This window comes from Sphingomonas sp. AAP5 (assembly GCF_004354345.1).
Lineage (GTDB): Bacteria > Pseudomonadota > Alphaproteobacteria > Sphingomonadales > Sphingomonadaceae > Sphingomonas > Sphingomonas glacialis.
Genome location: NZ_CP037913.1, coordinates 3,763,785 through 3,788,035 on the forward strand (window position 1 = coordinate 3,763,785; position 24,251 = coordinate 3,788,035).

Sequence of the window (24,251 nt, forward strand, 5' to 3'; positions counted from 1 at the left end):
AATGCACAGCGCGATGACAGCGCTCCTTGCCCCCTTTCTCGATCCGCTCGCTTTCGCCATCGTCGGTGGGGGGACGTTCGCGGCGATGGTGCTGCGCACGCCGGCGCGCGACTTGGCGGGCGGGTTTGCCGCGCTCGGCTCACTTGCCGGGGCGCGGTTCGATGCCGATCCTTTGCTCGACCAGATCGCTGCCTTCGGCCGCATCGCCAAGCGCCACGGCGTGATGGCGCTCGACCGCTCCGTCATCGCCGACCCCGACATCGCCGCCGCGGTCGCCGCGATCGTCGACGGCGCGACGCCCGAGGATGTCGCCGAACTGCTCCGCCAGCGCCGCCGCGCGCGCACCGAACGCGCCGTGGCGTCTGCGGAACTGTGGTCGGGCGCGGCCGAGACCGCGCCGGCGATGGGCATGGTCGGCACGCTGATCGGCCTCGTCGGCATGTTCGTGAAGATGCAGGATCCCGCCGCGATCGGCGTGGCGATGGCGGTTGCCTTGCTCGCGACGCTTTATGGCGCGGTGCTCGCCAACCTCGTCCTCGCGCCGATCGCCGCGCGGCTGCGCCGCCAGGCGCGCGACGAGGCGATCGAGCGGTTGCGGCTTGATCCGCCGCTGATCGCGCTCGCCGCGCGCGAGCGTCCGCGCGGTGCCGCGCTGATGGAAGTCGCATGACCGTAGCTGCCTTCGAGGACGCGCTGCCCGAGCTCGGTTCGAGCCGGCCGGTGTGGCTGATGACGCTCGCCGATCTGGCGCTGCTGCTGATCGGATTTTTCGTGTTTCTCCAGGCGAGCCAGACGCTCGACCGGCATGCGCTCGCCAAGGGCCTGCGCGAGGGTTTCGGCGTGCGCGACAGCGCGCGGACCGAGCCCGCCGATCCGATCGCGGTGTCGGTCGGCGCGTTGCGCGGCTTTGCGCCGGGCTCGGCAGTGGCGACGCAGTCGCCCGATGCGCTGATTGCCTGGGCGCGCGAGGCAACGCGCGACCGCCGGGTGACCTTGCGGATCGCCGGCGCGGTCGATGGCTCGCCTGGCGATGTCGACCCCGTGACCGGGAGCGGCGCGATGCTCGCCGCCGATCGCGCGCGCGCGGTGGCGACGCTGCTGCTCGTCGCGCATGCCGTTCCCGCCGATCGCCTCACGATCGTCTCCACCGCGCGACCGCTGGGCCGATCGGTGACTGTTTCCACCGGCTTTGCCGGGGCCGGCACGCGCTTGCCGCCCGGCAACCCCAATTTGCCGCCTCAAAGGACCCCGCGATGATTCGTCGTCTCCCCTTGCTCTTGCTCGCCGTCGCCGCGCCGCTCGCCGCGACAGCGCCGCGGGCCTTCCAGGATACCACCGCGCTCGACCGCGCCGTGACCGCCTTTGCCGGGCACGGCATTGGCGACGAAGGGGGCGCGCGCACGCCGATCGACAGCCGACTGAAGCTGGCCGCTTGTCCGATGGTGTCGCTGGCGTGGCGCTCCGAGGTGCATGATGCCGTCGTCGTGACGTGCACCGGGCCCGAATGGCGGATGTATGTGCCGATGAAGCTGCCCGTGGCGGCGCCCAAGGGTGCCGCGCCGCTCGTCCTGACGCCAAGCGAAGTCAGCGCGGCGCGCCCCGTTTATGTCATCAAGCGCGGCGATCCGGTGACGATCAGTGCGGGGTCGCGCGGTTTTTCGATCACGCGCGACGGCATTGCGGTCGGCGATGCCGTTGCGGGCGGGCGCTTCCTCGTCAAGATCGACGCCGCCAAGGCACCGATCCAGGCGGTCGCGATCGACAGCGGCCGCGCGACGCTGCCGGGCTGGACCGAATAAGCGGCACCGCCAAAAAAAGCGCGAAATCTTTTCTTAAGGTCCGCGCGCATCGGTCGTTCCTCTCTATGTCAGCGAGAACCGCGAAGGTGCAGACATGGTAGATGCAATCGGATCCAAGGCAGTCACACCGCACGACCGGCTGGTCGTGCCGGTAGCCGCAGCAGCAAAGCCCGCGGCGACGGTCGAGCGGCGGAGCGACGCGGTGGCCCAGCAGCGCGAGCTGTCGGCGATCGCCTTCGACTTCGGCAAGCCAAGCGCCGCCGAGACCGAGCGCGTCGACGAAGTCCGCCGTGCGGTGCGCAACGGAACGTACCCGATCTCCCCTGAAACGATTGCCGACCGGATGCTCGCTTTGAAACTGTATTGGAGCCCGAACAAATGAGCGTCCCGACGCGGCGCGACGCGCTGATCGGCGTGATCGAAGCGCTCCATGCCGAGATCGGTGCGTTGAAGGTCAACGACGTCGCCGCGCTCGAGCGCGCGACCGCCGACAAGCTCGCCGCGATCGAGGCGGTTGCCGCATTCGGCCAGGCGCCCGCCGGCGATGAGCTGCGCGCGCTTGCCGAGGAAGCGCATCGCTTGAACGAAACCTGCCGGATCTACGTCAATCTGATGGCGGCAAATGTTCGCCGCCGCCTGCAAACCTTGACCGGGTCTGCCGGTGTCGCGACCGGGTCGGGCCCCGGAACGGTCTATCGCCCCGGCATGGGGCTCGCCGCTTACGCCTGATTAAGCATCTTGGCACGACCCTTGCTGTGCTTGCCGTGAAGACGCGCAAGCAGGGGTCCGATGCCTTTCAATCCACTTTCCATTCTGAACGGGGCGGTCGATGCGACCGGCGCTGGCGGTGCGATCCGCAACGCCATCGCCAATGCCAGTCAGAAGACCGGCATCGACTTCAACTATCTGCTGGGGCAAGCCAAGCTCGAGAGCGGACTGAATGCCTCGGCCAAGGCCGGGACGTCGAGTGCGCGCGGGCTGTACCAGTTCGTCGACCAAAGCTGGTTGCGCGTCGTGAAAGCGCACGGCGCCGAGAACGGCCTCGCCTGGGCCGCCAACGCGATTACGACGGGTGCCGGCGGGCATGCCACGGTCTCCGATCCGACGATGAAGCGCGCGATCCTCGCGCTGCGCAACGATCCGGCGGCGGCGTCGCTAATGGCGGCCGAACATGCCAGCGACAATAAGGATGCGCTCGAAAGCGCGACCGGGCGAACCGCGACCGGCACCGATCTCTACATGGCGCATTTCCTCGGTCTCGGCGGCGCGCGCTCGTTCCTGACGACGATGCAGGCCAATCCCGACAAGAGCGGCGCGGCGATGTTCCCCGCCGCCGCACGCGCAAATCGCGGCGTGTTCTTCAATTCCGATGGCAGCGCGCGATCGCTCTCCGACATTTACAGCCGCTTCTCGGCCAAGCTCGGCAAGAGCATCGAGGGCGCCAGCGCACCCGCAACGTCGGGCCTTGCCGCGACGCGGCTTGGTTCGTGGGGCGCCGACGTCATCCCCGGCAACGCCGAAACCTCGACCTCGGACGCGACGATCTGGGCGCAGTCGACGCTCGAGCGCTTGGGCGGCGCGATGGGCAGCTCGACGACGCAGATGGCATCGAACTCAGCCGCCAGCTTGCTCCGTCCGACGCCGGCGAACGCGCGGCTCGCGTACATGTTGCTCGCGCAGATGGGGGCGTAACTAAGTGGCGATTGCTCTGACAGCTCCCGCCGGAAAGGCGGGCGGGATCCTGCCGCTGCTGCGTTCGGCAGCGCTCCCCGTCGCGATCCTGTTGCTCGTCGTGCTGATGGTCGTGCCGATCCCGGCGGCGATGCTCGACGTGTTCTTCATCATGAACATCACGATCAGCCTCGCGGTGCTGATGGTCAGCTTGAATGCGCAGAAGCCGCTCGATTTCTCGGCCTTTCCGACCGTCCTGCTGTTCGCGACGCTGTTCCGCCTCAGCCTCAACGTCGCCTCGACGCGCGTCGTGCTGGTCCACGGGCATGAGGGCGAGAGCGCCGCTGGCCATGTCATCGAGGCGTTCGGCACCTTCCTGATCGGCGGCGATTATGTCGTCGGCTTGTTCGTCTTCGCGATCCTCGTGATCATCAACATGATCGTCGTCACCAAGGGCGCGGGTCGCGTGTCCGAAGTGTCGGCGCGCTTCACGCTCGACGCGCTGCCGGGCAAGCAGATGGCGATCGACGCCGATCTCAACGCCGGGTTGATCACGCCGGAGGAAGCCAAGCTGCGCCGCGTCGAAGTCGCGACCGAGGCCGATTTCTACGGCTCGATGGACGGTTCGTCGAAATTCGTGAAAGGCGACGCGGTCGCTGGCCTGCTGATCCTCGCCGCAAACATCGTCGGCGGGTTGATCCTGGGTCCCGTCAGCCACGGCATGACGATCGCGGCCGCGGCGCACAATTACGTGCTGCTCGCGATCGGCGATGCGCTCGTGGCCCAAATCCCGTCGCTGATGCTGTCGATCGCCGCTGCCGCGATCGTCACCCGCGTCCAGTCGACGATGGATCTCGCGGGCCAGATCGGCAGCCAGTTCGGCTCGGCGCGGACCTGGACCCCGGTCGCGATCATCCTCGGGCTGCTCGGCGTGATGCCGGGGATGCCGCACCTCATCATCCTGCCTGCCGCTGGCCTTGCCGGCTTTGCCGCGTGGAAGATGCGCCAGGCCTCGCGCCGCCCCGCGCCGGTCGAGATCGTGCCGGCCGAGCCGATCGATTATTCGAAGATCGGCTGGGACGAAGTCGCCGACACGATGCAGGTCAATCTCGACATCGGCTATGGCCTGGTGCCGCTGGTCGACGAGCGTCGCGGTGCGCCGCTGATGGGGCGGATCACGGGGGTGCGGCGTCAGCTGTCGAAGGACATGGGCTTCGTCATTCCGCAGGTCCGCGTGCGCGACGACATCAACCTCGCGCCGTTCGCCTATCGCATCATCGTCGGCGGCGTCGTCGTCGGCGAGGACAGCGTCTCGCCCGACGAGATGCTCGCGCTCGATACCGGCCAGGCGGTCGGCGGGCTGATGGGCAAGCGCGCCAAGGACCCGACCTTCGGGCTCGACGCGGTGTGGATCGCGCCGAGCGACGCCGATGCCGCGACCGGCGCGGGCTATCTCGTGGTCGATCCGGGCACGGTGATGGCGACGCATCTCAACCATCAGCTCGGCGTCCATGCGTCCGAACTGCTCGGCCCCGACGAAGTCCAGGCGCTGCTCGACGGGCTCAAGGAGCGCGCGGCGAACCTGGTCGCGTCGCTCTCGCCCAATCCGTTGCCGCTCACCACGCTCACCCAGGTGCTGCGCGGGTTGCTCGCGGAGAACGTGCCGCTCAAGGAATTCCGCCGCATCGCCGCCGCGATCGCGGTCGCGGCGCAGAAGACGCTCGATGCCGACGAGATCATCGAGATGATCCGCCCGGCGCTCGGCGGGCTGATCATCGGCAAGCTGTGCGGCGTGCGCGAGCCGCTGCGCGTGATGACGCTCGAGGGGCAGCTCGAAGGGCTGCTAGGCCAGGCGATGCGCGGCGATCCGTCGAAGCGCCATACGATCGAGCCCGATCTCGGCCGCCGCATCGTCGATGCGCTGCAGAATGCCGCGCAGCCGCTGATCAACGAAGCCAAGCCGTTCGCGCTCGTCGTCCAGCCCGCGATCCGCGTCGCGATCCGCAAGCTCGTCAAGACCTGCCTGCCCGATATCCCGGTGATGAGCTTCTTCGAAGTCCCCGAGGACAAATCGGTCGAAGTCGTCGCCGTGATCGGCGCAGCCGGAGCGCTCCCAGCATGACCGCACAACCCAACCCCGCGCTTTTCGCCGATGCCCAGCCGCTCGTTTATGGCCGCACCGCCGCGCCCGACATGAACGTGCTGGCGCGCAAGCATCTCCCGCTCGTCCGGCGGATCGCGCGGCATATCCATGGCAGCATGTCGTCGGCGGTCGAGGTCGAGGATCTCGTCCAGACCGGGATGGTCGCGCTGGTCGAAGCGGCCGCTGCGTTCGAGGATCGCGGGCAAGTGACCTTCGAACAATATCTCGCCACGCGCGTGCGCGGCGCGATGATCGACGCGCTGCGCCGCAGCGCGACGATCACGCGCGGCGCGATGCAAAGGAAACGCCTGTATGCCGAGACCGTCGCGATGCTGACCACCGAACTCGGCCATGCGCCCGATGCGGCGCTCGTCGCCGCGCGGATCGGCGTGACGCCCGAAAAGCTGCGGCTCGATTACGCCAATGCCCAGCCGGTGCGGATGGAGCCGATCGACGATGTGTATTCGGACGAGGGCCCGTGGTTCGCGAGCGAGGAGCCCGACGCGTTCGCCCACCTCTCCGACGAGCAGGAGCGCGACACGCTGATCGCCGCGATCGCCAGCTTGCCCGAGCGCGAGGCGTTGGTGATCCAGCTGTATTATGTCGAGGAGTTCAACCTCGAGGACATCGGCTCGGTGATCGGTGTCGGCGCGGCGCGGGTGTGCCAGATCAAGGCGTCGGCGCACGCCCGGCTCAAGAAAGCCATGCTGCGCCGCTAGGCGGGATCGCGCAGCAGCGCATCGGCAGCGGTTTCGGGCGTGGCGGTGCTCCGCGCCGCGACTGTCAGCGTGACCGCCATGTCGAAGATGACGTTGCCGAGCGTGCGGAAGATATCGGGCATCGTCTCTACCGCGACGAGCAGCCCAAGCGGCGCGACCGGCACGCCAAGCGTTACCGCGAGCGGCGCGATCGCGCTGATGAAGCTCACTTGCCCCGGCAAGCTGACCGACCCGAGCGAGGTGAGCACCGCGATCGCGGTCGCCGCGCTGAGCGTCGCGAAGGTCAGCGGCACGCCGAACCACGAAGCGACGTAGATTGCCACCGCGAGGTTCATCGCTGGCCCGGTCGCACGCAACATCGCGACGGCCAGCGGCAGGACCACGCCCGAGGTGGCGACGGGAACGCCCAGCGCCTCGGTACTGCGCAGCATCGCGGGAAGGCTGGCGAGCGAGCTTTGCGTGCTGAGCGCGACCGCGAGCACGGGTGCCGAGCCCCGCAGGAAGCGGCCAAGCGCGATCCGTCCGCCCCACACCGCGAGCGGTAGCGCGAACAGGCTGACGACGATTCCGACGGCCGAGACCGTCGCGACGTAATGGAACAGCGCGCCGACCGCGGCGGTGCCGGTCTTGGCTGCAACGCTCAGCGCAAGCGCGAAGACGCCGATCGGCGCGATCCAGATGATCCAGCCGATCATCACCAGCATCGCATCGCGGATCGCCGCGAAGAAGCTCGTCAGGATGTCGCGGCCGGTGCGATCGATCTTGGTGAGCGCAAAGGCGAAGACAAGCGCGAACAGGATCAGCGAGAGGAACGCGCCGTTGGCAGCAGCGGCGACGACGTTGCTCGGCACCATGCCGGCGAGGAATTCCCCGAGCGGCGGCACCGGGCCGGCGGGCGCTGCATCGACCAGCGCACCCCGCAGCGCCTTGGCCGATGCAGCGGGCATCGGCACGATGCGGAGGAACAGCGGCGTGAGGATCGCCGAGGCGACCGCGCTCGAGATCATCACGACGAGGATGATCGCGATCGAGCGCGCGGCGATCGCACCGCTTTGCGCCGCCGCTGTCGTCTCGGCGATCCCGGTGACGAGCAGCGCGAAGACGAGCGGAATGACCGTCATCTGCAAGCCGTTGAGCCACGCAGAACCGATCGGTCCGGCAATCGCCGTGACGGTCGGGACGGCGCCCGGCAGCCCTGCTGCGAGCGCGGTGCCGAGCGCGAGCCCGGCCACGAGCGACAGCAAAATCCGGGTCGATGGGGTGTTCAACTTCGCCGACATGCTCGCCCTTGTCATTGCGGGACGCGGTCGAACGCCCCAAAGAGGAACCCGCATAACCGAATGGACGCGCGCGCATGGCAAGAAAATATTTCGGCACCGATGGGATTCGTGGACTCACCAACGCAACGCCGATGACCGCGGCGATGGCGATGAAGGTCGGGATGGCCGCGGGCGCGCACTTCCGGCGCGGGGATCACCGCCACCGCGTCGTGATCGGCAAGGATACGCGGCTGTCGGGGTACATGCTCGAATCGGCGATGGTCGCCGGGTTCACCTCGGTCGGGATGGACGTCGTGCTGCTCGGGCCGATGCCGACGCCCGCCGTCGCGATGCTGACGCAGTCGATGCGCGCCGATCTCGGCGTGATGATCTCGGCGAGCCACAATCCGTATTTCGACAACGGCATCAAACTGTTCGGGCCCGATGGCTACAAGCTTTCGGACGCCGACGAACTCGCGATCGAGGCGTTGATCGACGGCGACATCGATCTTTCGCCCGCCCCCGAAATCGGTCGCGCACGGCGCGTCGACGATGCGCAGGGGCGCTACATCCATTTCGCCAAATCGACCTTCCCCAAGAATATGCGTCTCGACGGGATGAAGATCGTCGTCGATTGCGCCAATGGCGCGGCGTACCGTGTCGCGCCGACCGCCTTGTGGGAGCTGGGGGCCGAGGTCGTCGCGATCGGTGTCACGCCGAACGGCAAGAACATCAATGACGGGGTCGGCTCGACCGCGCCGACGCTGCTGTGCGAAACCGTCGTGAAGACGGGCGCGCACCTCGGCATTGCGCTCGACGGCGATGCCGATCGGCTGATCGTGGTCGATGAAAAGGGCCATGTCGTCGATGGCGACCAGCTGATGGCGACGATCGCAAGTGGCTGGGCGCGCAGCGGGCGGTTGAAGAATGGCGGGCTGGTCGCGACGGTGATGTCGAACCTCGGGCTCGAGCGGCACCTTGCGGCGCAGGGTATCGGCATGGTGCGCACGAGCGTGGGCGATCGCCACGTGCTCGAGGCGATGCGCGCGCAGGGGTACAATGTCGGCGGCGAGCAGTCGGGGCACATCATCCTGTCGGATTATGCGACGACCGGCGATGGGCTTGTCGCGGCGCTGCAGATCCTCGCCGAGCTCGCCTGGGCGGGGGCACCGGCGAGCGAGCTGCTGCATCGCTTCGAGCCGCTGCCGCAATTGCTCAAGAACGTGCGCTTTGCGGGTGGCAAGCCGCTCGACGACGCGGCGGTCAAGGCGGTGATCGCGCAGGCCGAGGTCGAGCTGAAGGGCAGAGGGCGGCTGGTGATCCGTCCGTCGGGCACCGAACCGGTGATCCGCGTGATGGCCGAGGGCGACGACCCCGCGCAGGTCGAAGCGGTGGTCGATCGGATCTGCGAAGCGGTGCGCGTCGCGGCTGGCTGAAAGCTCTCCCCCGTCTTTCTGCTCCCCTCCCGCTTGCGGGAGGGGCTGGGGGAGGGCAGTGCGGCATGCGATGCTGCCTCTTTGCTAGGACAGCCCCTTCCCTAGCCCCTCCCGTAAGCGGGCGGGATCAGGAGAGGCCGAGGGGAAAAGGAAAACACGATGCTCGAAATGCGCCCCGATTGCGAACGGTGCGGCACCGATCTCCCGGCCGATGAGGCGGGGGCTTTCATCTGTTCGTTCGAATGCACCTTTTGCGCGCAATGCGCCGAAAAGGCCGACGACCGTTGCCCCAATTGCGGCGGCGAGCTGATGGATCGCCCCGCGCGCGTCGATGATTTGCTCGAGCGGCACCCCGCCTCGACCGTGCGGCGCTTCAAGCGGCCGCAATGAGCCGCGCTGCTACGCCGCGCATCCTGATCATCGCCGGTTCGGATTCGGGCGGTGGCGCCGGGATCCAGGCCGACATCAAGACGGTGACGATGCTCGGCGGCCATGCGATGACCGCGATCACGGCGATCACCGCGCAGAATACGCTTGGCGTCCAAGCGGTGCTTCCAGTGCCGACCGACATGGTGATCGCGCAGATCGAATCGTGCGTGTCGGATATCGGCGTCGATGCGGTGAAGATCGGGATGATCGGATCGGCGGCGACCGCGCATGCGGTGGCGGATGTGTTGGAAAAGCTCGACGTGCCGATCGTTTTCGATCCCGTCATGGTCGCGACCAGTGGCGATGTGCTGGCCGATGCGGAGACGATTGCGGCGTTCGAGCGGCTGATGAGGCTCGCTTCTGTGGTAACGCCCAATCTGCCCGAACTAGCCGCGCTTGGCGGTGAGGGGGCGGTGCTCGCGCATGGTTGCCACTTGGTCGCCAAGGGTGGTCATTCCGACGGACATTGGATCGTCGATCGTTTGCTGTCGCCGACCGGTGAAATCGATCGGCTCGAAGCGAAACGCATCGATACCGACGACACCCACGGCACCGGTTGCACCTTCGCCAGCGCGCTGGCGTGCGGGCTGGCACAAGGTCTCGATATCTCAGCGGCCTTTCGCCAAGCCGTTCGATTCGTGCGCATCGCGTTGATTTCAGCGCCTGGCCTCGGTCAGGGTCATGGGCCGATGGGGCATTCGCTCGGGGTTAATCCGTTCGAAGAACTGGAGGGCTGACCATGCCCAGCCTCAAACACGAAAAGCTCTGCCTCGCCCCCGTAGCGGGCGTGGATGAAGCCGGGCGCGGGCCGCTCGCCGGGCCGGTCGTGGCTGCCGCCGTCATTTTGCCGGCCAAGGGCATCCCGCGCGGCATCAACGATTCAAAGAAGCTGCCCGCGGCCGAACGCGCGCGGCTGCACGACCGCCTGCATGGCTGCGCGCTGGTCGGTATCGGCATTGTCGAGGCGGACGAAATCGACACGCTCAACATCTACTGGGCGACGATGAAGGCGATGACGTTGGCGGTGGAAGCGCTCGGCTGCGCGCCGGGTCACGTGCTGGTCGATGGCAACCGGCTGCCCAAATGGGGCTTCGCTGCCACCCCGATCGTGAAGGGCGACGCGATCAGCCTGTCGATCGCCGCTGCGTCGATCATCGCCAAGCACACGCGCGACACGCTGATGCTCGGTTATGCCGAGACCTTTCCGCACTATGGCTGGCACAGCAACAAGGGCTATGGCGCGCCCGATCATCTGCGCGCCTTGCGCGAACACGGGCCGTGTCCGCTGCATCGGCGCAGCTTCGCACCCGTTGCGGCGGCGTGTGACCTGTTACACGCGCTGGGCTAGCCTCAGGCATCGGAGAGTCCAGATGAAGCGCCTCAGTCACATCCTCATGGGCGCGCTCCTGCTGCTGGGTTCCAGCGCCGGTGCGCAAGTTCCTGCTCCCAAACCGGCAACGAACCCGGCGCTCGACGCCTATGCCAGCGCGGCGTATTCGATCCGTCTGACGGACGGGCGGACGATTCACCTCACCTGCATGGGCACTGGCAACCCGACGGTGATCCTGACCGCGGGCCTGGGCGATTGGGGCGTCTCGTGGGGCCTGGTCCAGCCGGATATCGCAAAGCATAGTCGTGTGTGCGCCTGGGACCGCGCCGGGTTCGGGCTGAGCAGTCCGAGCAACGCCCCGCAAACCGTCGATGCCACCGTCGCCGATCTCGAAGCGGCGCTGCGGCGCGGGCGGATCACTGGGCCCTATGTGCTGGTCGGCCATTCGATGGGCGCGTTTGAATCGCTGCGCTTCGCCGACCGGCACCGCGGCCAGGTCGTCGGGATGGTGTTGGTCGATCCGAGCTTCCCCGACCAGGGCGCGCGGTTCGCGCGCGAGCTTCCGGGCTTTACCTCTGCCGGTGCCGAATATGAAGCGGGCGGCCTGCGCGCGATGCGGCATTGTGCCGACCTGGTCGCCAAGCCCGATCACAGTTCGACCGAGATCGGGCGCTGCGTTAAGTATCCGGCGGATTTTTCGCCGCTTCTTCGTGCTACGATTACCGCGCTCAGTTATGATCCAAGGCGCTTCGCCACGCAGGTCTCGCTGAGCGAATCGTTCGACCGTAGCAGCGCGATGATGGTCGATCCGCACCGACGCTATGGCGCGATGCCGCTGCGCGTGCTGACCGCGTCGGATGGCCCGGACCTGCCGCCCGATCTGGTCGCCGCGCGCGCCGAATTGCCACGCATGGCCGCGATCTGGGGGGCGGAGCATGATCGGTTGGCTGCGCTGTCGACGATCGGCACCAACCGCATCGTCGATGGCACCTCGCATTACATCCACCGAATCAAGCCAGAGCGCGTCGTCGCTGAGGTCGACGCGGTGATCGACGCGGCGCGCGCGAAATCGCCGCGGAAATAGCATCGCCCGAGTCTTTTGCGTCACACCCCAGCGGTTGCGCCTGTGGATAAGTGCGGACTCAATATCTGGATCATTTCCCGAAATGTTCCAACAAATTAACCTTTTGGCAGAGGTTTTCGTTAACCAATGTTCGCTTGACGCGAGTCTCGTTGCTGGCAGGGATGCCCGTCACACACGAAGGGACGACGACGATGGGGGTTTTGGAGAAGATCAGGACGGCAGCGCCGCGCGCGGTCGAGGCACCGGTGCAGCTCCCGCTCGACCAGATCCTGCGCGGCGACTGCATCGCTGCGATGCGCGCGCTGCCGGCCAAGTCGGTCGACCTGATCTTCGCCGATCCGCCCTACAACCTCCAGCTCGGCGGCGACCTGTCGCGGCCCGATGGCAGCCATGTCGATGCGGTCACCGACGAATGGGACAAGTTCGATTCGCTCAGCGCCTATGACAAGTTCACGCGCGAATGGCTCGCCGAGGCGAAGCGCATCCTCAAGGACAATGGCGCGATCTGGGTGATCGGATCGTATCACAACATCTACAAGGTCGGCGCGGCGATCCAGGATCTGGGCTATTGGATCCTGAACGACATCGTCTGGCGCAAGACCAACCCGATGCCCAATTTCAAGGGCACGCGCTTCACCAACGCGCACGAGACGCTGATCTGGGCGTCGATGGGCGAGAAGTCGCGCTACACCTTCAACTATCGCAGCATGAAGACGCTCAATGACGAGCTGCAGATGCGCTCCGACTGGGAATTCCCGACGTGCGGCGGGCAGGAGCGGTTGAAGCGCGACGGCGTCAAGGTTCACCCGACGCAGAAGCCCGAAGCGCTGATCTACCGTATCCTGCTGGCGTGCACCAAGCCCGGCGACGTGGTGCTCGATCCGTTCTTCGGTACCGGCACGACGGGGGCTGTCGCCAAGCGGCTCGGCCGGCACTGGATCGGGATCGAGCGCGAGAGCGACTATATCGCGGCGGCCGAAGAACGTATCGCGGCGGCGCTGCCGCTCGATGAATCGGCCCTCAAGACGATGCAGAGCCCCAAGGCCGCGCCGCGCGTCGCCTTCGGCACGATCGTCGAGAATGGCATGCTGGTCGCGGGCGCAGTGCTGGTCGATGCCAAGCGGCGCTACAGCGTCACTGTGCGCGCCGACGGCTCGGTCATCAGCGGTGATCAGACTGGGTCGATCCACAAGCTCGGATCGGTGCTGCAGGGGGCGCCCGCATGCAATGGCTGGACCTTCTGGCATTACGAGACGCCCGAGGGATTGAAGCCGATCGATACGCTGCGGCAGACCTATCTGCTGGCGACGCAGATCTGATTTACGTCTTGGTTCCCCGGCAACGGCCTGGCTCCAGTCGCGGTGGTGGCTGTAATATCGCGCCGCCTCATCGTATTGACGTCCCGCGCCTGGGCCCCGGCCTTCGCCAGGGAGCGCATTGAGGGACGTCATGGCCAGTTCGCTCCACCTCCGCCCGATCCAGTTCGTCGACACCCCGGTCGACCGCGACGGCGAGGTCGCGCGGCTGGCCGGCGGGATGCTGTGGTTCTCGGCCTATGAGGTAATCGAGGACGGGCATCGCCGCACGGTGCCGATCGCCGACCTCGACACGCTGCTGCGCGACGACCGCGCGGCGCGGCTGCACGCAGCGATTATCGCCCCGCGCGCCGCGCTCACGCTCGGCGAGCGGACGCTCCGGTTCGATCAGCCGTCGGTGTGCGGCATCCTCAACGTGACGCCCGACAGTTTCTCCGATGGCGGAAGCGTGTCGGATGATCCTGCAGCAGCAGCGAGCGCCGGTGTCGCGATGGCGGCGGCGGGGGCGGCGCTGATCGACGTCGGCGGCGAATCGACACGGCCGGGCGCGGCGACGGTGTGGGAGGGCGACGAAATCGCGCGCGTCGTGCCTGTGATCGAACGACTCGCGCGCGCGGGTACGCTGGTGTCGATCGACACGCGCAAGGCCGCAGTAATGGAGGCGGCGCTTGCGGCGGGGGCGGCGATCGTCAATGATGTTGCGGCATTGCTGTGGGATGATCGCGCGCTCGACGTCGTCGCCAAGGCGGGGTGTCCGGTGGTACTGATGCACTCACCCGATCCGGCCAAGGGACCGCATGGCGGGGAGGGCTATCGCGATGTCGTGGTCGAGGTGTTCGACTGGCTCGAGGCGCGGATTGCCGCGGTGGTGGCAGGCGGGGTCGCACGGTCGCGGATCATCGTCGATCCGGGCGTGGGCTTTGGCAAATCGCTCGCCGATAATCTGGCGCTGATGAATGCGCTGACCATCTTTCACGGGCTCGGCTGTCCGGTCCTGCTCGGCGCGAGCCGCAAGCGCATGATCGGAGCTTTGTCGAACGAAGCACCGGCAACCGAGCGGCTGGGAGGATCGGTTGCGCTCGCGCTGACGGGGGTGATGGCGGGCGCGCAGCTGCTGCGCGTCCACGATGTACCCGAAACCGTCCAGGCGATGCGGGTATGGCGCGGTCTTCGCGACCGCGCCCTGGTCGGGCGGTAGCCTCAGGCTACCACCCGGATCCGATCAGCACCCGTTCTTGCGGTTCTGGGCGGCGTCATGACGTTTGTCGAGCGTCCTGCCGAGCAGCGCGCCGCCGACGCCGCCAGCGACCGTCCCGAGCAGACCGCCACCGAGCACGTTCCCCGCAACCGCACCGCCAACGCCACCGGCAACCGCGCCGGTCGTGCCGCTGCTGCGCTTGCAGGGGTAATAGCGGCCATCCTGGCCACGATAGGTACGCTCGTCGCGGCGGTTGTCGCGGCGGTCATCGTCGCGACGGTCATAGCGACGATCGTCGTCGCGACGATCGTACCGACGGTCGTCGTAGCTCTGCGCGGACGCGGCGACAGGTACGATGCTGGGGACGAGGGTGGCAGCGGTCAGCGCTGCGAGGATCAGTTTGTTACGCATGAGAATACATACTCCTTTGCCGTACCAACTCTCCGAGGCGCGGGTGTGTCCGTAGCGGGACGAAATTTGCGACGAATCGTTGTGGCGAAAGGCAGGTCAGGCGGCGGCGTTGTCGATTCCGAGCTCGCCGAGCTTGCGATACAGCGTCGATCGCCCGATCCCGAGCCGCCGCGCGACCTCGGTCATGCGACCGCGATAATGGCCGATCGCGAGGCGGATGACGTCGGCCTCGATCTCCTCGAGCGCGCGCAGATTGCCATCGGCGTGGAACAGCGTGACGCCGCCGCTCGTCGCCATCGGCATGGGGGTCGGCGTGGTGTGACGCTGTCCGCCGAGCGCTGCGATCTGCGGAAAATCGACGCGCGTCAGCGCCGCGCCGTCACACAGCACCGCCGCGCGGAACAGGGCGTTCTGAAGCTGCCGGACGTTGCCCGGCCAATCGTATCGTCCGAGCAGCGCCAGCGCATCGTCGGTGATACCAAGCGGGCGGAGCCCCGGCTGCTCGGCGATCCGCGCGAGCAAATGGCGCGCGAGCGCCGGGATGTCGCCGGCGCGTTCGCGAAGCGGCGGGATCGTCACCTGGACGACGTTGAGGCGATAATAGAGGTCCTCGCGGAAGCGGCCTGCCTCGACTTCCTCGATCAGCCGCTTGTTGGTCGCGGCGATGACGCGGACGTCGACCTCGCGCGTATGGCGCGCGCCGATCGGCTGGATTTCGCCCGATTGCAGCACGCGGAGCAGTTTGACCTGCGCCTCGAGCGGCATCTCGCCAATCTCGTCGAGGAACAGCGTGCCGCCATCGGCTTCCTGGAAGCGCCCGATCTTGCGCTCGAACGCGCCGGTGAACGCGCCTTTCTCGTGCCCGAACAGCTCGGACTCGATCAAGTTCGGCGGCAGCGCGCCGCAGTTGATCGCGACCATCGCCTTTTTACCACGGGGGGACGCGGCGTGGATCGCCTCGGCGACGACTTCCTTGCCGACGCCGCTCTCGCCCTCGACGAGCACCGGAACGCGGGCGCGGGCCGCTTTGGCGGCGATGGCGAGAGCTGCGCGGAAATCGGGGGCGGAGCCGACGATCTCGTCGAACGCGAGCAAAGCGGGGATCTTCTCGGTGAGCGGGCGCAATTCGCCTGCCGCCTTGCCAGCGACCGCGGCGTCGAGCGCGGTGAGAAGCCGCTCGGGGGCGAGTGGCTTGACGAGGAAATCGGTCGCGCCGCTGCGCATTGCCGCGACGGCTTGTGCTACCGATCCGTTGGCGGTGAGCAGCAGCAGCGGGAGCGCGGGGCGGCGGCGGCGGATCTCGTCGATCAGCGCGGTGGGGTCGGCCTCGGGCGCCCATTGGTCGAGCAGGATCGCGTCGAGCTGCATCCCGTCCTGCGTACCGAGCATCGCGATCGCCATCTCACCATCGGCGGCAAACACCGCCCGCCAGCCGCGCCGCGCTGCGATCGCCGCGACGAGCCGCCGCTGTGCGGGCTCGTCGTCGATCAACATCAGCAGCCGCTGTCCGTTACGCGTCATGCGTCCATCCCATTCGTGTCAATTCCAGCGCAAAGCATACCGCCAAGGTGTGAAAGCGCCCTTAAACGCCCCGGCATGGGACGCGCGGGACACAAACGCGCGTTTGGCAATGCGAATGCGCGGGGGTTGAGGCGCACGCGTGTGCAAGCTAAGCACAAGGACGAACCGGGGGACTACCCCGTCTTGCAGGGGATGGAACGATGGCTGCCGAGAACGACATGCAGGTCCACCGCGCGACCTATGACAAGGTCATGAGCGTCATGAAATATGGCGCGGTCGCGGTCTTCATCATCGCTTTCGTGGTGGTGTGGCTGGTGTCGGGCAAGTAGAATGAAGATTGCCGTCCTCCGCGAAACCGTCGAGGGCGAGCGCCGCGTTGCCGCGACCCCAGAAACGGTCAAGAAATTCTTGGCGCTCGGCGCGACCGTCGCCGTCGAGATCGGCGCGGGCGCGACCGCGTCGATCGCCGATGCCGATTATACGGCGGTTGGCGCGACCGTCGCTGATCGCGCGGCGACGCTCGCGGGGGCCGAGATCGTGCTTGGCGTGCAGGGGCCGTCGGCCGATGCGCTCGCGGGCGTGGCGCCGGGCGCCTGGCTCGTCGCCGGGCTCAACCCGTTTGCCGACCGCGCGCGGATCGACGGCTATGCCGCCGCCGGGCTCGAAGCGCTCGCGATGGAGTTCATGCCGCGCATCACGCGCGCGCAGTCGATGGATATCCTGTCGTCGCAGTCGAACCTCGCCGGATATAAGGCGGTGCTCGACGCCGCGGGCGTCTATGGCCGCGCCTTCCCGATGATGATGACCGCGGCGGGCACCGTTTCGGCCGCGCGGGTGTTCGTGATGGGCGTCGGCGTGGCAGGCCTGCAGGCGATCGCGACCGCGCGGCGCCTGGGCGCGCAGGTCTCGGCGACCGATGTGCGCTCGGCGACCAAGGAGCAGATCCAGTCGCTCGGCGCCAAGCCGATCTTCGTCGAGAACGTCGCGGGCATCGAGGGCGAGGGCTCGGGCGGCTATGCCGGCGAGATGAGCCCCGAATATCAGGCGGCGCAGGCCGAACTCGTCTCCGGCCATATCGCCAAGCAGGATATCGTCATCACCACCGCGTTGATCCCGGGGCGCCCCGCGCCACGGCTGATCTCGGCGGCACAGGTGGCAAGCATGAAGCCCGGCTCGGTGATCGTCGATCTCGCGGTCGAGGCGGGCGGCAATGTCGAGGGCGCGGTTGCGGGCGAAGTGGTCGTGGTCAACGGCGTGTCGATCGTCGGCTATCGCAACGTGGCGTCGCGGCTTGCGGCCGATGCGTCGGCGCTGTTCTCGCGCAACCTGTACAATTTCCTCAATGCCTTCTGGGACAAGGAGGCCGGCAAGCCCGTGCTCGACGCCGAGATCGGCGATGCGATCCGGCTGACGCAGGGTGGCAAGGTCGTCAACGCGCGGTTGCTGGGATGATGCCCGGCCGTGGCCAATGCCGACAAACTCCTCGAGCGCATGCGCGCCAACCCGCGCGATCGGCGGATCGAGGATGTGGCGGCGCTGTGCGACGGGTTCGGGATCGCTTGCACGCCACCGCGCAAGGGGTCACATTATAAGGTGAAGCATGTCGAGCGACCCGAAATCCTGACGATCCCGGCCGATCAAGCCGATCTACATTCGGGAATTGGTGCGGTTCATCGACGCAGTGCAGGGATTACGGAGATGAATCCGTTCGATTACGAAGTCGACATCCTGCCGCTCTCCGCCGCGGATGGCGGCGGCTATACTGCGGTTGCCCCGGAACTTCCGGGCTGCCGTTCCGACGGCGAGACCCCGCAAGAGGCGCTCGACAATATCTACGACGCGATCGGGTGCTGGATCGAGGCGGCGCGGGAAATGGGGCGTCCCGTCCCGCAACCCCGCCGCGCCGCCGCCTGACCGACTGGGGGACTGACTATGGATTTCATCTCGATTCTCTCGATCTTCGTGATGGCCTGCTTCGTCGGCTATTACGTCGTCTGGTCGGTCACGCCGGCGCTGCACACGCCGCTGATGGCGGTGACCAATGCGATTTCTAGCGTGATCATCGTTGGCGCGCTGATTGCGGCTGCTGCAGCCGGTATCGGCGGCGGCGGGGCGACGTCGAAATGGCTCGGGCTGCTTGCCGTCGTGCTGGCGAGCGTCAACATCTTCGGCGGCTTTGCGGTCACTGCGCGGATGCTGGCGATGTACAAGAAGAAGGCGCCGAGCGCCGCGAAACAGTAATTTCGTCACCTCGGCCTTGTGCCGGGGTCCACTCATCCACTGACGCTGGGGCAAATGGCGCGGTGGACCCCGGAACAGGTCCGGGGTGACGGTAAGGGGTTCGAACACGTGGAACATTTAACGGTCAATCCCTGGGCATCGCTCGCCTATCTCGTCGCCGGGGTGTGCTTCATCCTCGCGCTGCGCGGGCTGTCGAGCCCGGCGACGTCGCAGCGCGGCAACCGCATGGGCATCATCGGCATGACCATCGCGGTGGTGACGACGCTGGTGACACATGTGCCGATCCACGCGTGCCAAGCGCCGATGTGCAAGCCGGACATCACGACGATTGGCGAAATCCTCGTCGCGATCGGTATCGGCGCAGCGATAGGCATCACCACCGCGCGCAAAATCGCGATGACCGACATGCCGCAGCTCGTCGCCGCGTTCCACTCGCTCGTTGGCCTCGCCGCGGTGCTCGTCGCCTGCGCGGCGTTCCTCAATCCGGGCGCGTTCGGCATTGCCGAGGGCGGCGTGATCTTCGCCCAAAGCCGGATCGAAATGGGCCTCGGCGTCGCGATCGGCGCGATCACTTTCTCGGGCTCGGTGATCGCTTTCCTCAAGCTCAACGGCAATATGGGTGGCAAGCCGATCATGCTGCCGGGGCGCCATGTCATCAATCTCGGCGTGCTCGCCGCGATCCTTGGCCTGATCGCCTATTTCACGCAGGACCAGAGCCCGTGGATCTTCTGGACGATCACGCTGCTCAGCTTCGTGATCGGCTTCCTGCTGATCATCCCGATCGGCGGCGCGGACATGCCGGTCGTCGTGTCGATGCTCAATTCCTATTCGGGCTGGGCGGCGGCGGCGATGGGGTTCACGCTGCACAATACGGCGATGATCATCACCGGTGCGCTGGTCGGCTCGTCGGGCGCGATCCTCAGCTACATCATGTGCAAGGCGATGAACCGCAGCTTCATCTCGGTAATCGCGGGCGGCTTCGGCGGCGACAGCGTCGGCGGGGCAGCGGCGGCTGCTACCGACCGACCGTGGAAGCGCGGCAGCGCCGAGGACGCCGCCTTCCTGCTCGGCCAGGCCGAACAGGTCATCATCGTGCCGGGCTACGGGATGGCAGTGAGCCAGGCGCAGCACGTGCTGCGCGAGATGGGCGACAAGCTCAAGGAACATGGCGTCCGCGTGAAATATGCGATCCATCCGGTCGCAGGCCGCATGCCGGGGCACATGAACGTGCTGCTCGCCGAGGCGAACGTGCCGTATGACGACGTGTTCGAGCTCGAGGACATCAACTCCGAGTTCGCACAGACCGACGTCGCCTTCGTGATCGGCGCCAACGACGTCACCAACCCGGCGGCCAAGACCGACAAGACGTCGCCGATCTACGGCATGCCCGTGCTCGACGTCGAAAAGGCCAAGACCGTGTTGTTCATCAAGCGCTCGATGGGCGGGGTCGGCTATGCCGGCGTCGACAATGATGTGTTCTACATGGACAACACGATGATGCTGCTCGGCGACGCCAAGAAGATGGTCGAGGAAATCGTCAAGGCGATCGAATAAGCGCGCACCGATCCGGCGGGATTGTCTGGGGCGTTCCAAAGCGGTCTCGTCCGTTTCGGATCAGATTGCTGCTTCGATCCCTGAGCACCGCGGCGGTTACCCCCGAATCGGCGTGACTTAGGCTACCCCGTTTCGGAGTAATGCGTAATTTGCGGATGTCGGCACGGCATCCGCCGGGCATTGGGGGCGGGCGGGCATGATGGCGATCACGCAATCGACGAACTGGTCCGCCCGCGGCGCTTCGGGCGGGGGCGTGTTGATCATCGCGGACCAGGACGCGGTCCGAAACGCCGAGGATGCGGTCGCCGCGGCGCAAGGACGCTTGCTCGCCCGCGTCGGGTGGGCTGACGCGCTCGACCGGTTCGAGCAGCAAGGTGCTGTCGGAATCGTCCTCGCCGAAGCTGCCGGAGTCGACGATGCGGTGCTCGCCCATGTGCTGCCGGTGCTCGACGGCATCGCGCGTCGCGACACCACCCGCATCGTCGCGACGATCGAACCGCGCCAGATCGATCTGGTTGCAGGGGCGCTGACCGGGGCCGGCGTCGATCTGCTATGTGGCCCGACACTCGCCGATCGCGTCGTCGCGCTGTGTCTGGCCGCCAGCGGGCACGGCGAGCGCGCCTATGACGTCGTGCGCGAGAGCGAAGCCACGCGACTGCGGCGCCTGCACGAAGAAGTCGCGCGGATCGCCGAAACGCTCGCGCGGCTGACGCGCGATGACCCGGCACCCCATGCCGATCCTGGCTTCGCGCGCAGCGTCGAGGAGCCGACGCTATCGTATCGCACGCAGTCGATCGACGCGCCGCCCGTGGAGATTGCCGCCCGCGACATCCGCAAGGCGATTCGCGCGCGACGTTTGCGCGACCAGCATTTCGGCGCAGGACTGTTCGAGGACCCTGCCTGGGACATGCTGCTCGATCTGTTCGCCGCCGAATTGGAGCGAGCGCAAGTCTCGGTATCGAGCCTGTGCATCGCCGCGGCGGTGGCGCCGACGACCGCGCTGCGCTGGATCGCGCGGATGACCGAAGCGGGGCTGTTCGAACGCCGCCCCGATCCCTTCGACCGTCGCCGCGCGTTCATGGGCCTTTCGCGGCGCGCGAGCATGGGGATGCGGCACTATTTCGCGGCATTGCGGGCCGCTGGGATGGCGCTCGGCTAGCAGCTTTGGCGCTCGGCCGGCTTGCCTTGCGCCGCAAGGCGTGGCAGTCGCGCTCCACCGACGCGCCAAAGCGCGATTGGGGCGATTAGCTCAGTTGGTAGAGCGTCTCGTTTACACCGAGAATGTCGGCGGTTCGAGCCCGTCATCGCCCACCATTCCCACCGCCTCCTCTTGCCACACGCGCGTCGCTTCCCGCCGAAATGGGTGCGTCTCCGCTCAGTCGTGTTCAAAGCCTTGATAGACTTGTCGCTGCCAAAACCTGGCAAAAACAAGGAGGATCATCATGGCGACGCACGAGCATGCATCATTCGATTCGGAGATCATCAAGCAATCGCTGGCGGCCGCGAAGGCGCATAGCGATGAGCTGCACGCGAGCCTGGCCCCCGGCGCGATGGAACTGACCGACGGCGCGATGATGATCGGGGCGCAGTGCATCAGTGTCACGGTCAAGAACCACAAGGTCTGCATCAACCTGCCGCTCGGCATCGGGAGCAAGTGCTTTACCGTCCCCGCCTGGGTGCCCGAGGGCACCGCGGTGCAGGCGTGCCTCGACATTTGCACCAAATGGGGCATCCCGTGCGGCGTCCAGGTCACGCTGTCGGTCGCCGGCAAGCTCATCCTCAAAAAGGGCTTCGGCTGCAGCTGCTGACGGGATGGGGCGGGGCGGCGTTGCCGTTCCCGCCTTCCCGGCGTGCGTTACGACGGGCGCTGGGGCCGCGCGATCTCGAACAGGCGCGGCCAGTTCTTGCCCGTCACGTAGAGCTTATGCGTCGCCTGATCGTACGCGATCCCGTTGGGTACCGAATCGCGATCGGTTGTGCCCACTTGCGCGATCAGCGGCGCGAGGTCGATCACGCCGCGGACATGCCCGTCGGCGGGATCGATCCGCACGATATAGCGCGTCATCCAAATGTTCGCGAGAATCTCGCCATCGACATATTCGAGCTCGTTGAGCCGTTCGAGCGGTCGCCCGCCGAGCGTCACGGTAAGCCGGCGCACGACTTTCTGCGTCTTGGGATCGAGGTAGCGCAGCACGGGCGTCCCGTCGGACAGGATCAGGTTGCGGCCGTCCTCGGTCATCGCCCAGCCTTCGCCGTCATAGCGGAAGCCGCCGCTGCGCTTGAGCGCGGGCAAGCTCCAGCGGAAGCCCTGGCCGCCGTGCCAGGTGACGCTGAAAAGGTCGTTGCGCCACGCGACGATCCCCTCGCCGAACAGCGCGGGCGGGAGCTTCGCGCGGGCGAGGACGCGACCGCTCGTCAGGTCGACGCGGCGGATGTCGGATTGACCCTCGCGGCCCGTGCTTTCGTAAAGCGTGCCGCGGTCGATCAGCAGGCCTTCGGTGAACGCGCTGGTGTCGTGCGGATAGCTTGCGAGGATGCGCGCCGGTTCGGGCGTGATCGGCGCAGGCGTGGCGACGGGCGCGGGCGCGGCGGCGCCTTGCAGCGCGGCAAGGGCGGCGAGCAGCAGAGCGCGCATCACAGGCTGCGCACCAAGGTGACCGCGGTCGCGATCCATGCCGGGTCGGCGACGACTTGCTGGCGCGACCCCGGTCCGAGCGGGAGCAGATGCAGTTTGCCGCCGCCGCCGGCTGGTTCTGGCCCCTCACGTCCGATCAGTCGCCCGAACAGGAAGCGGCCGGCGGGGCGCGGGACGAGGACGTCGCGATTGAGTGCACTGGCAAAGCGATCGGGTGCGATCCGCGCGCACCAGATCTGGTCGCCCGCGCGATATTCGCCGACCCCGGCCTGGACGCTGACCGCGACATGCTCTGGCGCGGCGCTTGGTGGGACGATCGTCGCGGGCTGACGCGGAGCGTGCGCGCCGCTTGGATCAAGCAGCGCAGCGACGGCGATGTCGGCGCGGTCCGGCAGCGTGACGAGATCGGCCGCCTGAACGCCGAGTGCTGCGGCGATACGGTTTAGCCAGGCGACGGAAACTGTGCGCGTTCCGGTTTCGAGGCGGCCGATCGTCTGGGCGGTGGTTGGCGGGACGCAGGCGCGGGCGACGTCGTCGAGCGTCATCCCCTTGGCGCGACGGACTTCGCGAATCGCGGTGATCATCGGCAAGCTCCTAACCAGATCGGTTTTTTCGCTGTCCTACAAGCGCGCCCGCATGGCAATCCCCTACGCGACTCGAGCAAGGAGCGGAACGATGCGGGAGCTGGTTGAGCGCAATTTCATTGACGGTGTGGTGGGCGACGCGCCAGCGGCGAGGGGAGGGCGCCGGGTCACGGTCAACCAGGCCGAGTCGCCGCTCGCTTGGCTGCGGGCGCGTGGGCTGGTCGACGCGCGGCAGTTCGAGGCGGGCGAGCGGTTGCGCGCCGATTACGAGCGTGCGGCGATCGCGCCGCGAGTCACGATGAGCTGGAGTGCGCGCGTCGATGGCGGGAGCGATGCGCTCGACCCGACGCTTGCGCAGATCGCCGCCAAGCGCCGCTTCGACGCGGCGACCGCGGCGGTCGGCAAGGGGTTGAGCGATGTACTGTGGCGCGTGGTGTGCGCGGGCGAGGGGCTGCCGGTCGCCGAAAAGGCGCTCGGTTGGCCACAGCGCGCGGGGCGGCTGGTGCTGACGCTCGCGCTCGACCGGCTCGCCGATTTCTACGGTCTGCGATGAAGCGGCGTGGCGCCGCTCTTAACCACGCTCGCGCACGTTTCCCTCATTCCTATCACGGAAACCCGCGGCATGCCCTTGTCGACCCATGCCGCGCACCTGCAACACCAGATCAACACGCAGCTCGAGCTGGCCGGACTGGCACTGTGCGATTCGATTCGCGCGATGCACGAGGATCTCGAAAAGCTGTACCGCTCGCAACTCGTCGCGCTGGTGTTGGCCGAGCAGCTCGCTCTGGCGCAGGAGCTACAGCCGACGAGGCCCACGCCAAGGTGCGCGGCCGCGGCATGGTCCTATGGGGTGCCGATGCTGCACGACGTTACGCACCCGGTATAACGCTGGCCTCGCACCGCGCGGCACGCCAAGGTGCG

Annotated in this window: 29 protein-coding genes and 1 tRNA gene; 25 read left to right on the forward strand and 5 right to left on the reverse strand. The window is 67.3% G+C overall.

The window, feature by feature from the left end:
- Positions 1–13: 13 nt before the first annotated feature.
- From E2E30_RS17440 to E2E30_RS17475, 8 genes are all read left to right on the forward strand, one after another.
- Positions 14–670, forward strand: a complete 657-nt coding sequence (locus E2E30_RS17440; RefSeq protein ID WP_133191631.1) for a motility protein A — start codon at positions 14–16, stop codon at positions 668–670.
- Positions 667–1,257, forward strand: a complete 591-nt coding sequence (locus tag E2E30_RS17445; RefSeq protein ID WP_133191632.1) for a flagellar motor protein MotB — start codon at positions 667–669, stop codon at positions 1,255–1,257. Before E2E30_RS17440 ends, E2E30_RS17445 begins: the two co-directional genes overlap by 4 nt.
- On the forward strand, positions 1,254–1,799 hold the full coding sequence (locus tag E2E30_RS17450) for a flagella basal body P-ring formation protein FlgA (protein WP_206365609.1): 546 nt from the start codon (positions 1,254–1,256) through the stop codon (positions 1,797–1,799). Before E2E30_RS17445 ends, E2E30_RS17450 begins: the two co-directional genes overlap by 4 nt.
- A gap of 94 nt (positions 1,800–1,893) precedes the next feature.
- Positions 1,894–2,181, forward strand: coding sequence for a flagellar biosynthesis anti-sigma factor FlgM (locus E2E30_RS17455; protein ID WP_133191633.1), 288 nt, complete (start codon positions 1,894–1,896; stop codon positions 2,179–2,181).
- Positions 2,178–2,528, forward strand: a complete 351-nt coding sequence (locus tag E2E30_RS17460; RefSeq protein WP_133191634.1) for a flagellar protein FlgN — start codon at positions 2,178–2,180, stop codon at positions 2,526–2,528. Before E2E30_RS17455 ends, E2E30_RS17460 begins: the two co-directional genes overlap by 4 nt.
- 60 nt (positions 2,529–2,588) lie before the next feature.
- The gene (locus E2E30_RS17465; protein WP_133191635.1) at positions 2,589–3,491 is read left to right on the forward strand and encodes a lytic transglycosylase domain-containing protein; all 903 of its coding nucleotides are present in this window, start codon (positions 2,589–2,591) and stop codon (positions 3,489–3,491) included.
- 49 nt (positions 3,492–3,540) lie between these two features.
- The gene (flhA, locus tag E2E30_RS17470; protein ID WP_133192176.1) at positions 3,541–5,592 is read left to right on the forward strand and encodes a flagellar biosynthesis protein FlhA; all 2,052 of its coding nucleotides are present in this window, start codon (positions 3,541–3,543) and stop codon (positions 5,590–5,592) included.
- Positions 5,589–6,332: a sigma-70 family RNA polymerase sigma factor gene (locus E2E30_RS17475; protein WP_133191636.1), complete on the forward strand. Its 744-nt coding sequence runs from the start codon at positions 5,589–5,591 to the stop codon at positions 6,330–6,332. The genes flhA and E2E30_RS17475 overlap by 4 nt, the downstream gene beginning before the upstream one ends.
- Here the strand turns inward: E2E30_RS17475 and E2E30_RS17480 are convergent.
- Entirely contained in the window at positions 6,329–7,612 is a 1,284-nt protein-coding gene (locus E2E30_RS17480) for a dicarboxylate/amino acid:cation symporter (RefSeq protein WP_133191637.1), read from the reverse strand. The two genes, E2E30_RS17475 and E2E30_RS17480, sit on opposite strands and share 4 nt — an antisense overlap.
- 74 nt (positions 7,613–7,686) lie before the next feature.
- On the opposite strand from E2E30_RS17480, the gene glmM reads away from it, so the two are divergent.
- The 7 genes from glmM (at position 7,687) to folP (ending at position 14,384) form a co-directional block, all read left to right on the forward strand.
- Positions 7,687–9,027, forward strand: a complete 1,341-nt coding sequence (glmM, locus tag E2E30_RS17485) for a phosphoglucosamine mutase (RefSeq protein ID WP_133191638.1) — start codon at positions 7,687–7,689, stop codon at positions 9,025–9,027.
- A gap of 159 nt (positions 9,028–9,186) precedes the next feature.
- A complete protein-coding gene (locus E2E30_RS17490) occupies positions 9,187–9,417 on the forward strand; it encodes a DUF1272 domain-containing protein (protein ID WP_133191639.1) in 231 nt (76 codons plus the stop codon).
- Positions 9,414–10,193, forward strand: coding sequence for a bifunctional hydroxymethylpyrimidine kinase/phosphomethylpyrimidine kinase (gene thiD, locus E2E30_RS17495; RefSeq protein ID WP_133191640.1), 780 nt, complete (start codon positions 9,414–9,416; stop codon positions 10,191–10,193). The genes E2E30_RS17490 and thiD overlap by 4 nt, the downstream gene beginning before the upstream one ends.
- Positions 10,194–10,195: 2 nt before the next feature.
- The gene (locus E2E30_RS17500) at positions 10,196–10,804 is read left to right on the forward strand and encodes a ribonuclease HII (protein ID WP_133191641.1); all 609 of its coding nucleotides are present in this window, start codon (positions 10,196–10,198) and stop codon (positions 10,802–10,804) included.
- Positions 10,805–10,826: 22 nt separating this feature from the next.
- Entirely contained in the window at positions 10,827–11,870 is a 1,044-nt protein-coding gene (locus E2E30_RS17505) for an alpha/beta fold hydrolase (RefSeq protein ID WP_133191642.1), read from the forward strand.
- Positions 11,871–12,061: 191 nt separating this feature from the next.
- A complete protein-coding gene (locus E2E30_RS17510; RefSeq protein WP_133192177.1) occupies positions 12,062–13,189 on the forward strand; it encodes a site-specific DNA-methyltransferase in 1,128 nt (375 codons plus the stop codon).
- 130 nt (positions 13,190–13,319) lie between these two features.
- A complete protein-coding gene (gene folP / locus E2E30_RS17515) occupies positions 13,320–14,384 on the forward strand; it encodes a dihydropteroate synthase (protein ID WP_133191643.1) in 1,065 nt (354 codons plus the stop codon).
- Between the two features lie 24 nt (positions 14,385–14,408).
- Here folP and E2E30_RS17520 read toward each other — a convergent pair whose 3' ends face one another.
- Complete coding sequence (locus E2E30_RS17520; protein WP_133191644.1) at positions 14,409–14,795, reverse strand: hypothetical protein; 387 nt, start codon at positions 14,793–14,795, stop codon at positions 14,409–14,411.
- A 96-nt stretch (positions 14,796–14,891) separates the two neighbouring features.
- On the reverse strand, positions 14,892–16,316 hold the full coding sequence (locus E2E30_RS17525; RefSeq protein ID WP_133191645.1) for a sigma-54-dependent transcriptional regulator: 1,425 nt from the start codon (positions 16,314–16,316) through the stop codon (positions 14,892–14,894).
- A gap of 200 nt (positions 16,317–16,516) precedes the next feature.
- Between E2E30_RS17525 and E2E30_RS17530 the strand changes: the two genes are divergently transcribed.
- The 8 genes from E2E30_RS17530 to E2E30_RS17570 all read left to right on the forward strand — a co-directional run bounded on the left by E2E30_RS17530 (position 16,517) and on the right by E2E30_RS17570 (position 21,919).
- Positions 16,517–16,645: an aa3-type cytochrome c oxidase subunit IV gene (locus E2E30_RS17530; RefSeq protein WP_133191646.1), complete on the forward strand. Its 129-nt coding sequence runs from the start codon at positions 16,517–16,519 to the stop codon at positions 16,643–16,645.
- A 1-nt stretch (position 16,646) separates the two neighbouring features.
- Positions 16,647–17,768, forward strand: coding sequence for an NAD(P) transhydrogenase subunit alpha (locus E2E30_RS17535; RefSeq protein ID WP_133191647.1), 1,122 nt, complete (start codon positions 16,647–16,649; stop codon positions 17,766–17,768).
- A 9-nt stretch (positions 17,769–17,777) separates the two neighbouring features.
- Positions 17,778–18,230, forward strand: a complete 453-nt coding sequence (locus tag E2E30_RS21090) for a type II toxin-antitoxin system HicB family antitoxin (protein WP_240698970.1) — start codon at positions 17,778–17,780, stop codon at positions 18,228–18,230.
- Between the two features lie 18 nt (positions 18,231–18,248).
- Positions 18,249–18,557, forward strand: a complete 309-nt coding sequence (locus tag E2E30_RS17550; RefSeq protein WP_133191649.1) for an NAD(P) transhydrogenase subunit alpha — start codon at positions 18,249–18,251, stop codon at positions 18,555–18,557.
- Positions 18,558–18,665: 108 nt separating this feature from the next.
- A complete protein-coding gene (locus E2E30_RS17555; protein WP_133191650.1) occupies positions 18,666–20,111 on the forward strand; it encodes an NAD(P)(+) transhydrogenase (Re/Si-specific) subunit beta in 1,446 nt (481 codons plus the stop codon).
- Positions 20,112–20,307: 196 nt separating this feature from the next.
- Positions 20,308–21,270 carry a hypothetical protein gene (locus tag E2E30_RS17560; protein WP_133191651.1) on the forward strand — a complete coding sequence of 321 codons (963 nt, stop codon included), beginning with the start codon at positions 20,308–20,310 and terminating at the stop codon, positions 21,268–21,270.
- 79 nt (positions 21,271–21,349) lie between these two features.
- Positions 21,350–21,425, forward strand: a tRNA-Val gene (locus tag E2E30_RS17565).
- A gap of 128 nt (positions 21,426–21,553) precedes the next feature.
- The gene (locus E2E30_RS17570) at positions 21,554–21,919 is read left to right on the forward strand and encodes a hypothetical protein (RefSeq protein WP_133191652.1); all 366 of its coding nucleotides are present in this window, start codon (positions 21,554–21,556) and stop codon (positions 21,917–21,919) included.
- Between the two features lie 47 nt (positions 21,920–21,966).
- Here E2E30_RS17570 and E2E30_RS17575 read toward each other — a convergent pair whose 3' ends face one another.
- Positions 21,967–22,746 carry a glutaminyl-peptide cyclotransferase gene (locus tag E2E30_RS17575; RefSeq protein WP_443018355.1) on the reverse strand — a complete coding sequence of 260 codons (780 nt, stop codon included), beginning with the start codon at positions 22,744–22,746 and terminating at the stop codon, positions 21,967–21,969.
- Positions 22,746–23,330: a helix-turn-helix domain-containing protein gene (locus tag E2E30_RS17580; protein WP_133191654.1), complete on the reverse strand. Its 585-nt coding sequence runs from the start codon at positions 23,328–23,330 to the stop codon at positions 22,746–22,748. Before E2E30_RS17580 ends, E2E30_RS17575 begins: the two co-directional genes overlap by 1 nt.
- Before the next feature lie 91 nt (positions 23,331–23,421).
- On the opposite strand from E2E30_RS17580, the gene E2E30_RS17585 reads away from it, so the two are divergent.
- On the forward strand, positions 23,422–23,883 hold the full coding sequence (locus tag E2E30_RS17585) for a DUF6456 domain-containing protein (RefSeq protein WP_133191655.1): 462 nt from the start codon (positions 23,422–23,424) through the stop codon (positions 23,881–23,883).
- A 69-nt stretch (positions 23,884–23,952) separates the two neighbouring features.
- Positions 23,953–24,216, forward strand: coding sequence for a hypothetical protein (locus E2E30_RS17590; RefSeq protein WP_165954421.1), 264 nt, complete (start codon positions 23,953–23,955; stop codon positions 24,214–24,216).
- Positions 24,217–24,251 lie beyond the last annotated feature (35 nt).

Coding starts and splice junctions, on each gene's coding strand:
- E2E30_RS17475 (WP_133191636.1), top strand. CDS start 5,589: ATGACCGCACAACCCAACCCCGCGCTTTTCGCCGATGCCCAGCCGCTC.
- E2E30_RS17440 (WP_133191631.1), top strand. CDS start 14: ATGACAGCGCTCCTTGCCCCCTTTCTCGATCCGCTCGCTTTCGCCATC.
- E2E30_RS17460 (WP_133191634.1), top strand. CDS start 2,178: ATGAGCGTCCCGACGCGGCGCGACGCGCTGATCGGCGTGATCGAAGCG.
- E2E30_RS17585 (WP_133191655.1), top strand. CDS start 23,422: ATGCGGGAGCTGGTTGAGCGCAATTTCATTGACGGTGTGGTGGGCGAC.
- E2E30_RS17550 (WP_133191649.1), top strand. CDS start 18,249: ATGGATTTCATCTCGATTCTCTCGATCTTCGTGATGGCCTGCTTCGTC.
- E2E30_RS17505 (WP_133191642.1), top strand. CDS start 10,827: ATGAAGCGCCTCAGTCACATCCTCATGGGCGCGCTCCTGCTGCTGGGT.
- E2E30_RS17480 (WP_133191637.1), bottom strand. CDS start 7,612: ATGTCGGCGAAGTTGAACACCCCATCGACCCGGATTTTGCTGTCGCTC.
- E2E30_RS17575 (WP_443018355.1), bottom strand. CDS start 22,746: ATGCGCGCTCTGCTGCTCGCCGCCCTTGCCGCGCTGCAAGGCGCCGCC.
- E2E30_RS17490 (WP_133191639.1), top strand. CDS start 9,187: ATGCTCGAAATGCGCCCCGATTGCGAACGGTGCGGCACCGATCTCCCG.
- E2E30_RS17560 (WP_133191651.1), top strand. CDS start 20,308: ATGATGGCGATCACGCAATCGACGAACTGGTCCGCCCGCGGCGCTTCG.
- folP (WP_133191643.1), top strand. CDS start 13,320: ATGGCCAGTTCGCTCCACCTCCGCCCGATCCAGTTCGTCGACACCCCG.
- E2E30_RS17465 (WP_133191635.1), top strand. CDS start 2,589: ATGCCTTTCAATCCACTTTCCATTCTGAACGGGGCGGTCGATGCGACC.
- E2E30_RS17570 (WP_133191652.1), top strand. CDS start 21,554: ATGGCGACGCACGAGCATGCATCATTCGATTCGGAGATCATCAAGCAA.
- E2E30_RS17500 (WP_133191641.1), top strand. CDS start 10,196: ATGCCCAGCCTCAAACACGAAAAGCTCTGCCTCGCCCCCGTAGCGGGC.
- glmM (WP_133191638.1), top strand. CDS start 7,687: ATGGCAAGAAAATATTTCGGCACCGATGGGATTCGTGGACTCACCAAC.
- E2E30_RS17450 (WP_206365609.1), top strand. CDS start 1,254: ATGATTCGTCGTCTCCCCTTGCTCTTGCTCGCCGTCGCCGCGCCGCTC.
- E2E30_RS17580 (WP_133191654.1), bottom strand. CDS start 23,330: ATGATCACCGCGATTCGCGAAGTCCGTCGCGCCAAGGGGATGACGCTC.
- E2E30_RS17525 (WP_133191645.1), bottom strand. CDS start 16,316: ATGACGCGTAACGGACAGCGGCTGCTGATGTTGATCGACGACGAGCCC.
- E2E30_RS17535 (WP_133191647.1), top strand. CDS start 16,647: ATGAAGATTGCCGTCCTCCGCGAAACCGTCGAGGGCGAGCGCCGCGTT.
- E2E30_RS17455 (WP_133191633.1), top strand. CDS start 1,894: ATGGTAGATGCAATCGGATCCAAGGCAGTCACACCGCACGACCGGCTG.
- E2E30_RS17590 (WP_165954421.1), top strand. CDS start 23,953: ATGCCCTTGTCGACCCATGCCGCGCACCTGCAACACCAGATCAACACG.
- E2E30_RS17530 (WP_133191646.1), top strand. CDS start 16,517: ATGGCTGCCGAGAACGACATGCAGGTCCACCGCGCGACCTATGACAAG.
- E2E30_RS17445 (WP_133191632.1), top strand. CDS start 667: ATGACCGTAGCTGCCTTCGAGGACGCGCTGCCCGAGCTCGGTTCGAGC.
- E2E30_RS17520 (WP_133191644.1), bottom strand. CDS start 14,795: ATGCGTAACAAACTGATCCTCGCAGCGCTGACCGCTGCCACCCTCGTC.
- E2E30_RS17510 (WP_133192177.1), top strand. CDS start 12,062: ATGGGGGTTTTGGAGAAGATCAGGACGGCAGCGCCGCGCGCGGTCGAG.
- thiD (WP_133191640.1), top strand. CDS start 9,414: ATGAGCCGCGCTGCTACGCCGCGCATCCTGATCATCGCCGGTTCGGAT.